This is a genomic window from Candidatus Melainabacteria bacterium (genome assembly GCA_003963305.1).
GTDB lineage: Bacteria > Cyanobacteriota > Vampirovibrionia > Obscuribacterales > Obscuribacteraceae > PALSA-1081.
Window position 1 is genome coordinate 114968 of sequence record RXJR01000028.1, and the last position, 11879, is coordinate 126846.

The 11879-nt window shown below is 47.4% G+C and carries 8 protein-coding genes; 5 read left to right on the top strand and 3 right to left on the bottom strand.

Features of this window, described 5'->3' with window-relative positions:
- The first annotated feature begins 162 nt into the window (after nucleotides 1-162).
- Complete coding sequence (locus tag EKK48_25575) at nucleotides 163-1248, top strand: sel1 repeat family protein (GenBank protein RTL36611.1); 1086 nt, start codon at nucleotides 163-165, stop codon at nucleotides 1246-1248.
- A gap of 60 nt (nucleotides 1249-1308) precedes the next feature.
- Here the strand turns inward: EKK48_25575 and EKK48_25580 are convergent, their stop codons facing one another.
- On the bottom strand, nucleotides 1309-2031 hold the full coding sequence (locus EKK48_25580) for an endonuclease/exonuclease/phosphatase family protein (protein RTL36612.1): 723 nt from the start codon (nucleotides 2029-2031) through the stop codon (nucleotides 1309-1311).
- 760 nt (nucleotides 2032-2791) lie between these two features.
- On the opposite strand from EKK48_25580, the gene EKK48_25585 reads away from it, so the two are divergent.
- The 3 genes from EKK48_25585 (at nucleotide 2792) to EKK48_25595 (ending at nucleotide 7100) form a co-directional block, all read left to right on the top strand.
- The gene (locus EKK48_25585) at nucleotides 2792-3679 is read left to right on the top strand and encodes a Ku protein (GenBank protein ID RTL36613.1); all 888 of its coding nucleotides are present in this window, start codon (nucleotides 2792-2794) and stop codon (nucleotides 3677-3679) included.
- A gap of 45 nt (nucleotides 3680-3724) precedes the next feature.
- Nucleotides 3725-5887 (top strand): DNA ligase D, encoded by a 2163-nt coding sequence (gene ligD / locus EKK48_25590; protein ID RTL36614.1) that lies wholly within the window; start codon nucleotides 3725-3727, stop codon nucleotides 5885-5887.
- 367 nt (nucleotides 5888-6254) lie between these two features.
- Nucleotides 6255-7100 (top strand): RNA-directed DNA polymerase, encoded by an 846-nt coding sequence (locus tag EKK48_25595; GenBank protein ID RTL36615.1) that lies wholly within the window; start codon nucleotides 6255-6257, stop codon nucleotides 7098-7100.
- Between the two features lie 52 nt (nucleotides 7101-7152).
- Here EKK48_25595 and EKK48_25600 read toward each other — a convergent pair whose 3' ends face one another.
- Nucleotides 7153-7434 carry a hypothetical protein gene (locus EKK48_25600; protein ID RTL36616.1) on the bottom strand — a complete coding sequence of 94 codons (282 nt, stop codon included), beginning with the start codon at nucleotides 7432-7434 and terminating at the stop codon, nucleotides 7153-7155.
- Between the two features lie 179 nt (nucleotides 7435-7613).
- Between EKK48_25600 and EKK48_25605 the strand changes: the two genes are divergently transcribed.
- Nucleotides 7614-9716, top strand: a complete 2103-nt coding sequence (locus EKK48_25605) for an OPT family oligopeptide transporter (GenBank protein ID RTL36617.1) — start codon at nucleotides 7614-7616, stop codon at nucleotides 9714-9716.
- A gap of 35 nt (nucleotides 9717-9751) precedes the next feature.
- Here EKK48_25605 and EKK48_25610 read toward each other — a convergent pair whose 3' ends face one another.
- A complete protein-coding gene (locus EKK48_25610) occupies nucleotides 9752-11812 on the bottom strand; it encodes a type IV secretory system conjugative DNA transfer family protein (protein ID RTL36618.1) in 2061 nt (686 codons plus the stop codon).
- Nucleotides 11813-11879 lie beyond the last annotated feature (67 nt).

An 11879-nucleotide genomic window follows, 5' to 3' on the forward strand; every position in this document is an offset into this window, starting at 1 on the left:
TGATTTGGTACCTTAAATGCCGACGTTGAACAGCGTCAGTTTGAATCGCACTAAACTTGCGAAGATTTTTTTTCAGGGCTTTTCCCAGTGTAACTATTGCGGAGAAGAGTATATTGTCGTCTCAGTACGCACTTACTAAAGAACTAACAATACTCTGAACTCATGGTCGCATCGCGTTCCATGGAGGTGTCTATGCATTTGCCTAAACAGGTAGTTGCAGCAATTACCATCAAAAAACGACATGTTGCCTGTGCGCTCGCTCTTGTCGCGGCAATAATGCTGGTCGCCAAGAATCAGTTACCTTTGCTTCCTTTACCAATTCCCAGGCAAAACATTGGTTTCGGTCACACCCAGCCGCCAATCGATACCAGGTCAGACAAGGCATTCAGGGAAGCAATAAAACAAATCCACAGACATGGTGAAGGTTATGAAAATGCCCAAGTTGATGCTCCAGCGCTGGGACTCGAAGAGGTGCTTAAAATGGCAGTGGACTCCAGCCGCAGCGGTAATCCTGATGCTGAGTATTTAATTGGTTGGATGCTTGAAACCCACGAGTGCCTTGATCTTGAATATATTGAACTGGTCAACCAAGTCAACAGAATGTTTGAATGTAACTGGCTAAGCGACCGGAGACTTAAACTCGCAACGCAATGGTATCAACTTGCATGTGAGCATGGGTCTATACCGGCAGCAGCGGAACTAGGATATATGTATCAAGAGGGTCTGGGAGTTCCCGTAAATTACGCTCTCGCAGCGAAGTGGTATCAAAAAGCTGTAACTGCTGGCGATGGGCAAGCTCAGATCGATCTTGGCAGAATGTATCAGAATGGTCTGGGAATGAAGACAGACCCAGCGAAAGCCATGACTCTATACGAAGAAGCTGCAAATGGCGAATGCTCAACTCAAGCCAGAGTCATGGTGGAAATCTTGTGGGCAATTTATGGCACAAAGCCATCAAAGAAATTGTCAAAAGGTGAGTTGAATGCCTTTGACTTTGTCACTAAATATGGTGATTTCTGGGAAACAGGCGTTCTTGCACAACTTTACGATACGCCTGAAAAATTTAGAGAATCAAATAACGACAGCGCTATTCAAAAACGTCTGCAAGACCCACAAAAGGCACTTTTTCTCTACAAGCTCTCAAGATCGCAAAAATCATTCCCAGCCAACAGCAGATCCGAAGCGCAGTTCTTCTCGGAGATAAATCAGGGAATCGAGAAATTAGAAAGGTCCCAAAATAGTGGCTAGAATCCCGTAAGTACCCTGTAAAACTGATGCCACACTTTGGTTCGAAAACATATACTCCCATTAATATCTCAACGTGACAAAAACGGGCAAGTGATCGGATCCGAGATCAGGACCTACAGTCCGCTTGACAGTAAAGAAGTTAGAGCTGGTCAGACAATGATCAATTGGCAACAACTGGATGAACATCCTTGAATCAAAAGTACACTGCGGCCCATATCCGCGTTCTGTGTCAAACAAACGCCCATCGCGAAGCAACTTTCTAAAATAAAACGACCATGGAGTACAGTTCAAATCACCGATCAAAATAACGGGATTTGTCGAAACCTGCGCTTCAGTCGCTAATTCCTGCAATTCCTCGTTTCGATACTCCGGCAGCACAGGCAAAATTGGATGCGCAAAACAAAATCGAATTTTGCTTCGACCTGTCTCGAAGTCTCCCACAATGCGTGGACGCTTAGCGATTTTACTGTATCTAGTTACAATATCCGACAACCTGTATTTACTGTACACAGCCAGACCATCAGAGCGTCCGAGATCAACTGAATAACGGTAGCTATAATCCCGAAGTTTTTCATCAAGAACAGCTATCCAACGCTCATTGACCTCGCTCAGTGCAACGAGATCAGGTTGCTTGTTTCTGACTAATGAAACAAGATCCTCGAACCGAGCATTCCTATCTCCGGCTGCATTAAACTGCAATACAGATATCAATGAAGCAGATGAATGCAGAGTTCGATCCGGTTGCACATACATCCAAGCAACATCACTCACATTCACCAACAAGAGAATCGCACTAGCTCCCGCAAAATCGAACCGTCGCACGAGAACAAGAAAAGAAGACAGCACTAGTAAGACAAGAATCCATAGAAGTCTCAAATGACTCAAAAGTTCGCAAACTTGATCCTGTTCACTGAAAAACGACGCGATCGACAACGCTGCTACAAGCAGCAGACTCAGCACGAGGAAAATCGTTGCGACTCTCCGAACTTTCGACAAAAACAAATCCTCTTGCTGATGAGGACAAAACGCTGTGTCATAAATACACAGATCCTATCATCAAAACTATGCACCACCAAATTTAGTGCTTAAGCGATGAGCGCCGCGGAGGTAACGGCGCACACAAGATCTAGCTGAAAGGACGATAAGATCAGCGAATTTCAACGTAAGTCGCAGAGTCCACATGACCTTTAGCTGAAACTTTATCGATCAGACGAGATTGACAGCCTGCAAAAAGATCTGCGACTTTCTCTTGTCTTTCGTCGCTCATTTCATTCTTCCTCATGCGATATTTCTTCTCCGAGACCTTGATGCTATCAAGGTCTCGGCGCATGTTGGCAAATTCAAGTGGGTCGATTAAACCTGCGTCCTAATCATGAGAGATGAAGGGACGCCTAGGGAGCAGCACTCAACGCGGAAGGCAGGAAGGTTCGACGCTGCCCATCATACGTATGTCCATCACAAATATGAGTAATATCCATTAAGGGCGGGAAGAATATCGAAGCAAGGCAAGTAATATATTCATCCCCCGCGAAAGGTAGAGGTTATGGCAGCGAGAGCGATATGGACTGGAGTCATCACATTCGGAATGGTGAGCATTCCAGTCAAGCTTTATTCAGCGACTGAAAACAAAGACATCTCCTTTAATCAGTTGCACAGAGATTGCAAGGGTCGTATAAAACAGCAAACGTTCTGCCCGACTTGCGACAGAAAGATTGAATACGATGAAATCGAAAAAGGTTACGAGTACGGAAAAGACCAGTACGTCGTAATTACGAAGGAAGATCTCGAAAAACTTCCTGTGCCGAACAAAAACATTGTGGAAGTGACTTCTTTTATCAAGCAAGATGAAATCGACCCGATATTTTACGACAAGAATTATTACATCGAGCCCGACCCAGCAGCGAAGAAACCCTTCGCCTTGTTCCTTAAGGCGATGAAAGAGAAAGATGTTGTCGCAGTAGCAAGCATCGCCCTTCGCAGCAAGCAACGGCTGTGCGCACTGCGATTGCTGGATGGCACACTGATGTTGAACACGCTCCTCTATCCAGACGAAATCCGTGTTCAACGAGGCACACCTCTGCCAGACGTTCAGCTGTCCGATAAAGAAATGGCCATGGCGAACAGCCTGATAGACCTCATGACCAGCGACTTTGAGCCGGAACAGTTGAAAGACACATACCGCGAAGCCCTGCTCACGACCATTCAAGCAAAACTGGAAGGCAAAGAAGTTGTCGAAGCTCCTGCAGTTCCAAGCAGCAACGTGGTCGACCTGATGGACGCGTTGAAAGCAAGCATGGAAGCAATGAAAGCTCAAAAGGAAGCAGCAGCAGCTACAAAAGCAGAAAAAGCAGAAAAAGCCGAGAAAGCTCCAAAAGAAGCTGCCACCGCAGGCGCAGCCAAGAGCAGCAAGAAGAAAGCAGCCGCTGGATAACAATCCGGAACTTGTGCTAGTCGCTCGTGGAGGAGTTTCGTTTCGTTGGCACCGTCGGACAAAGATGCGTCCAGATCGCTCGAACTCGATTTAGTCGGTTTTAAGGGCGCAAGAGTTGCACCGTTTCCGATAACTTTATCGCCGATGCTGGCGAGCCCCTGCAAAGCACCGTTCTCCAACGCTGATTGGATCTCCGAACCGAAAATGGACGGCATTCGCGGCATTGCTTTCGTCAAAGCCGGACAGACCAAACTTCATTCCAGAAGAGGCTTAAATCTAACGTCGCAGTACCCGGTGTTATCAGACGCGCTCGCCAGCTTATGTCCGGTAGACATGGTGCTTGATGGAGAAATAATCGCATTAGATAATGCAGGTCGACCTTCATTTCAGCATCTTCAACAAAGAATGAATTTGATGAAGGAGGCGGATGTTGAGAGAGCTGAGAAAAGCGTCCCTGTCTTTTACTTTGTCTTCGACATTCTATATGCGGGAAACGTAAGTCTGCTTTCAGTGCCGTTAAGAGAACGCAAGTTAATCCTCAAGACAATTTTGGGCTCTCATCCGCAAATTCAAATCTTGCAGCATTTTGACTCAGACGCTGAACTCGCATACGAAAGCTGCATCAATCTCGGCTTTGAAGGCATCGTAGAAAAACGTTTAGACAGCCTGTACGAGAGCGGAAGAAGGTCGCCGTCATGGCTCAAAATAAAAGCTCAACAGACTGACGAATTCGTGATCGGTGGATTCACAGCAGGACAAGGCTCACGTGGCACTACCTTTGGTGCACTGCTGCTGGGTCAGTACAACGAGACCGGAGAATTCATCTACTGCGGCAGCGTAGGAACAGGATTCGACGAGCGCCTTCTCAACCAGACCATGCGTAAAATGCTGCCTTTGCACATTTCGAAGTGTCCGTTCAAGAAAAGACCGGACGAGAAAAAGCAAGTCGTCTGGATAAAACCCGAAATTGTTATTGAAGCGAAGTTTATGGACTGGACACGAGACAGGCATCTGCGCACTCCCGTTTTCTTGCGATTTCGTGATGACAAAGACCCGGCAGAAGTGCGCCCTCAGCAGGAGGAAAAAACGCTCATCGCCGCGCGCATTGAGCAGGATGAATCTATCAAGTCGCAAATCAAACAATCTGCACAAACAATTATTGATGGGGACGAGATAAAGAAAGTTCTAGATCAACTATCAGCAAAAGAAGAGACCTTCGAACTGCTGGTTGCTAATGAAAAGGTCAAACTCACCCACTTAAATCGCCCCTTCTGGCCAGCGACGGAACTGGCGCCGGCGATAACAAAACGAGACTATCTGATTTTTCTCACAAAGCTTTCTCCATTTATTCTGCCTCAGTTGCATAATCGCCCGCTTACAGTAATTCGAGCGACGTCAGGCGTGCACAAGAAGCAGTTCTATCAAAAACACTGGAGCTACTCACTTCCTGAATTTGTTGACGCAGTGGTCGTCGAGCCGGAAGACGCAGCACAAGAAGCGGTTGAGCATGTAGTTTGCAACAACCTGGCAGCACTACTCTACTTTGCGCAGCACAGTGTCATTGAATTTCACTGCATGCCGGCCCGACTGGAACTGATACCAGATTTGGAGCATCTGGAAAGCTGCGACTCGCGCTATCTACTGAACTACCCTGACTATATCGTTTTCGATCTGGACTTACATAAGGACGGACGGGGCGCGAGAAATCCTTCAATAGAAAAAGACGAATCTAAAAGGCTCTGTGAAGTGGCTCTAAAGCTACGAGCATTGCTGGATTCTATGTCTCTACAGGCAAGAGTAAAAACCTCCGGCCGCACAGGACTGCACATAACCGTTCCGATTATCAGGAACTTAGAATTTGACATCGCGAGAAATATGGCTGAGCTGATCGGTCGCTTCCTCACCGCGCAGAATCAAGACACCGTCACGCAGGCTGCCCTGGTGGCAAAGAGCAGTGGAAAGATCTTCATCGATCACAGCCCCAACGCTCGAGGGAAAACAGTGGCTTGCGCCTACACACCTCGTGCTACGGCAGACGCAGCGGTATCAACGCCGGTGACCTGGGATGAGCTGGAGTCAATCTCCCCGGCGACCTATACAGTACACAACCTGATCGCGCGTCTAACGGATACAGGAGATATATGGGCAGATTTCTACAGGCAAAAACGTGATTTGCAACTGCTTCTAAATTCAATATCTCGTAAATGAGACGATCTGATATGCGGCAAAAACCAGCTCTATATATCAATCAGGATAATTGTCTAAGGAATGAAAGTCTCTGTTGACTTTGATTTCAGCGTGCTTTTAGATATGTAAGAACCAACCGACGCAACATCATCGGTGGTATCGCATCCATAACTGAAGGGGAATGGATATCTCTGGACCGCGCGGGCGGTGACGGTTGATGATTCGTCAACCATTTTTCCAAAGGCATCCCATTCCGCACTCGAAATCGCAGGATTTGCGCAAGCGCAGAACCTGACGACTTCGCGTATATCGTTTCTAGAACGACTCTGTATAAATCAGATCTTTAGCAGAGATATCCAGCCCCACTTCAATATACGAGAAATATCGCATGACCCTAAACAGCAAAGTCAGTCTCGCAAAAGCCCTGGAAATGTCCGAGTTTGAACTGAGCAAGTATATATTTAGGGCCGACTATCTATACAAACGTTTCTCTATACCCAAAAAGTCCGGCGGACACCGGCACATCTCAGCACCATCTAGAGAACTAAAACGCATCCAGAAGTGGATCGCTCATAACCTCCTCAAGCCACTGCCAGTGCATGATGCATGCACAGGGTACAGAGTGGGGATGTGCATAGTCGACAATGCCCGTCCGCACGTAGGAAAAGATTTTGTTCTGAATGCAGACATCGAAGATTTCTTTCCATCGATAACTATTGATAGAGTCAACGAATTTTTCGAATCAGTCGGATACGACCAGAAGTTTGCCGGTTATCTAAGCCGTCTTTGCACCCACGATGAGCTTCTTCCCCAGGGAGCACCAACCTCGCCGGATCTGGCGAACCTGATCTGTAACAAGCTGGACACGCTCCTGAGCCAATTTTGCGCTGAAAGAAATTGGAGCTACACGAGATATTGTGATGACATAACAGTATCTGGCGAAGGTCAGATCACGAGAGCCGAAATCAACACCATATGCGACATCATCACATCGGAAGGTTTCAAAGTAAACGATAAGAAGCTGAGAGTGGCACGCAAAACTTCTCAGCAGAAAGTTACCGGTCTCGTCGTCAACGAGCGCATCAACTTGCCTCGCCGCGAGCGTCGCCGTGTCAGAGCAATGATCCACCGCCAGGAAACAACAGGCGTCGCATCACAATCGACCTGCAGCAAAATTCACGGGCACATCGCTTTCGCTCGTATGGTTGCCTCCGCTTCAGAAACGCTGGAATAATTGAAAGGACCTGACCACGGCGATGAATTTGATTAATGCTGTCTGCGCATAATCAGTCGTAGTCAACTACACCCATCGGGTTGTCATCGCGCATCTGATCTTTTGAATCGTAATGCATCAATCTCTTTAACTCTTGTTCAGTGGGCGCAAAGAAACCTGGATTGACGTAGGCAAAAGTGACGAAAGCCAAAACTGCAAAAAACGCCCAGACTAATTGCCCCATAAGCAATAACGGCGTTGGTATAAGCAATATATAAATGATGAAATGACCAACCATCGTCCGCCTGGCGGCGGCTTTGGAAATTATTTCCCGTTCCTGGGACCTTAGCTCCAATACAGTTCTCCTCAGGCACGCTGCTGGCTCTCAGCCGGAATTAGCTTTCACTTTCACTATATCGCGATCTAGTCAATAGCTCAACTTCAGGACCGTGTGCAGGTGTGCAGGTGTGCAGTTGATCTATTAATGGGCGAATTCAGCTATGATCGGTCGATCGCCGTCGACCGGAGGTAATCGTGTCCGAAACCAATCTTGAATTCAAACCATACATAGCCCCCGAAGAGAAAATCAAAGAATTCACACCCAGAGCTGTCCTATTGGGTGCCATTTTCGGAGTGTTATTCGGCGCTGCATCAGTCTATCTGGCATTGAAATCAGGATTGTCTGTATCCGCATCTATACCAGTTGCGGTGCTCGCCATTTCTGTGGGACGTAAGTTTCTCAACACAACTATTCTCGAAAACAATATTATTCAAACAACTGCCTCTGCCGGTGAATCGATTGCCGCGGGTGTTGTTTTCACTTTGACGGGGTTTCTCTTTCTATCAGCAAGTGAAACTGGCGGGGAAAGTGTTGGTGCCGCTTACTTCAACTACTGGACCATATTCATTCTGGCTGTGCTGGGTGGAATTCTCGGCACACTAATGATGATTCCGCTAAGGCGCTCCCTGATCGTCAAGGAACACGGCAACCTCCCTTATCCGGAGGGAACTGCATGCGGTTCGGTTCTGATCGCAGGCGACAAAGGCGGCGACTTTGCCAAAACCGCTTATCAGGGTCTTGGTTTCGCGATGGCGTATGCCTTTTTGCAACATGTCCTGCACATAATTTCGGAAGCACCCAGCTACGTTACGCAGCAGATGAATAAGTTTTTTCCATCTGCAACCATCGCCGGTGACATAACTCCGGAATATCTTGGAGTCGGATACATCATAGGCTTTCGCATCGCGGGCATTCTCGTAGCTGGAGGCGTTCTTGCATGGCTCGGGGTGATTCCCCTGCTGGCTGCCTTAGTCCCGATGGATACAATTGCCGCTCAGCTGGTAAAGCTTGGGAATTTACACAGTCTCACAACAGCGGGTGGTCCCGGACACTGGGATCCGACTACTCACACTTTTGCGCGCACATCAGAGGCAATTTACCACGCTTATATTCGACAAATCGGCGCCGGGGCAGTTGCAGCAGGCGGTTTTATAACTCTGATAAAAACAATCCCAACCATTGTTTCTTCATTCCGAGACAGCTTAGACTCGTTCAAGCAACAAAATGACGGCACTGTTCAACTGAGAACCGAAAACGATCTGTCTGTGAAAGTCGTTCTCTTCGGTTCGATTGCGCTTGTCTCGTTGATGGTTCTTCTGCCTCAAATTCCAGGAGAAAACCTCTGGCAGAAACTGTTGCTGGGGATCCTGGTCGTATTCTTCGGATTCTTTTTTGTGACGGTATCGAGTCGCATCGTTGGAATCATCGGCTCCAGCTCAAATCCAATCTCAGGGATGACGATCGCCACATTAATGGCAACATCGCTCGTATTCATAGCCTTCGGATTGACAGGACGTATATTTGAGCCGATGGTGCTTGTAGTCGGAGGTATCGTCTGTATTGCGGCAGCAAATGGCGGTGCCACATCTCAAGACTTGAAAACAGGTTATATTGTCGGCGCGACACCACGCTATCAGCAAATCACTCTATTCATCGGCGCAGTCGTAGCGTCGATAGTGATTGGTATCACCGTCAAACTGCTTGATTATCCGTCACCAGACATGCAGGCTCTCGGAATAGTGCACGCAATTGGCAGTGACAAATTTCCGGCACCGCAAGGCACCCTGATGGCAACTCTGATCAAAGGGATGCTGTCTTTCAACCTTGATTGGAACTTTGTTCTTGTCGGCATCTTTTTAGCAATAACAATGGAATTGTGCGGCGTCAATGCCCTCAATTTTGCCGTCGGGGCGTATCTACCAATCTCAACCACTCTTCCAATTTTTGTGGGCGGCGTCGTTAAGAAGCTAGTTGACTTGCGAGCAGAACGACGCGGCGAGAAAACTGAAGACGCAGAGATTGGCAGTGGAAGCCTCTTCGCAACAGGGCTGGTGGCTGGAGGAGCGCTGGCAGGGGTAATAGTTGCACTGCTTTCAATACCACCGCAAATCTATGAACAGTTGCAGCGTGTCAGTATGGAAGAGTCAATTACTAAGGCCCTTTCATCGGATGGCTACCAGCTTCTTGGTGTTGTTTTCTTCACTGTCATGGCTGGCACGCTCTTCTACGTTGCCACAAAAAGCACGCCCAGCAAGTCGGAACCTAATTCGGAACGAATATCGAACTCGGGAACATAATTGGAATAGGGATAATTGAAATCGGGACCAGCCAGCTAAACGTTCCTGCGCATCTGAGCAACTAGTCCTTTAACGACTTCAGTCATCGGAAAATCTTTGACGTTGGGCGCCTTCAGGCAAAACACACCAGCTGCGGTGCCAACACGGTAACAGAAAAATGAGCGCGTGTCTTGCGCCAGCAATCTGTCGATATTCAACTTCTCCTCATCGGAAATCAGCTCAAACTGTGGAGAGGTATTAACCTGATTAATCCAGTTTTGAATGGTCCTGTTCTTCGGCTTACGTCCATCGACTCTGAAGATCTGCGGACCAAGGGAGTCCGCATCTTTCTTAGTGAGAGTAAAGCAACACATCGTTTTAACACCAATGGTAAGCTGACTTCGAAAATCTTCAGGCAAATGCTGAAGCGTCTTAATGCTGCCGATAAAGCCAATCTTAAGTTCTTCGGAATCGAGAGTTATTGAATTGAAGGTTTCCTTTTCAATGAAATTATCTAATTCATCAAGGTATAACGCGACTGGAGGCTGCTCACATGATGTAGTTTCGGACAGAGAAAGCGCAGCTTGTTTGACTCCAGTAACAATCAGACTCCCCAACAAATTAGCGTGCTGATCGAACTTTCCTCTCTGAATTTTGACAATAAGTATTCGTCTGTCTTTGATGACGTTCTCAAGTTTTAAATCGCTTACTGGTTTGGTTAAGATCGAACGAATTCGATCATCCCCAAGCATCGGAGTAACTCTGTTTAGAATGGGTTCAACCCAGGAAATCCACTGGTCACCCCTAGCCAGGCGCTTATAGTTTCCCCAGGTCTCAAGCAATGTTGTAAATTCACTTCGTTCAAATCTTCGCTTTTCGACTGTTTCAAGCAAAACATCTCGAAAATCACTGTCATTGAGTAACACCGGCAGATCGACCAGGGTTCGTCCATTAACCATCAGCAGCATCGCTGCGCTTCTCAGTATGTTCGCAGTCTGCTGAGTCCACTGGCTCTGTGAGTTGGGAGGCTCCATATACAATGCTTTGAAGCCGTATACCACGGCAGCCGCAGCACTCTGCAAATCGCCGTCGGGCGGAAACTCAAGCGGATTGTATCCGATTGACGCTCCTTTACTTGTGGGCTCTAAAAGAGTCACGCGTTCTGCCAAATGTTCGCGATTGGGCTGAGCGGCAATCCACCGAGTAATTAAATCAGTCAGGTTTCCATCAGAATCTACAACAACTACAGCACGATCGGCAGACTTTATGTCATGTATGACCATATTAGCCATCAAGCGAGATTTACCGGTGTCACCTGTTCCTGCAATCAAGACATGCGGATTCGCGTCTCGCAGTTCAGGGGTAAGCACAAGATTCCTGGCTTCTAATGGTCGCCAGAACTTCCATTCCTTACGGACACCTAACGGCAACCCGCCCGGCTGAAGAGACTTGTTGAGAAGATTCAATTCTTGCAAATGCTGCTTTCGAAACTGTGAAGGAATGTACTTTTGCTTTTCCCATACGTTGAGCTTGCCGTTGGGACTGAACAAACTAAACGATACAAACAGTGACACAAAACCGAATGCGGCTGTCGTCACTGCACCAACCATGAATTTCATGGCCATATTTAGTTGTAGGAACCATTGCCAGAGTTCGTCCAGCGGATTGTAGAAAGTAATTTTTACTTGCGGACCATCGTGCAGCCACATGACGGCAGTACAACCGAGCACGACTAACAACGACAGAAGAGTGACTGCCAACAAATCCTTGTTGGTAAAGCGCTTAGTTTCCTTTAAGTACTCGGTGCGAACTTTACCGATATTCTGTTTTTCCGAAGGACTCTCATGCCTTCCGTCGGATTTCGGTTCATTTTGTGCGTCAGCACAACCAGGCGTATTTGATTTGGCAGCCGCAGAATTCGAATTCGAATTACTTAGAGCGCTCGAGATACTCGGCCTCGACAGAACATACAAGTCTTCTGCCGGTAAATCATCGTACACTCCAGGATCGTTAGTTGCGTCTTCCTGCGTTAGCGAGTCCTGGAAAAATGAAAAATGCGGCGACGCTGGCTTACTCCCCTGAATCGGAGTAACAACGAAAGCCGAATCCTCAGTCAACGCGGTTCCGCAATTAGAACACTTGGTCTCGTTGCTGGCAGAGATTGATCCGCACGTTTGGCAGATT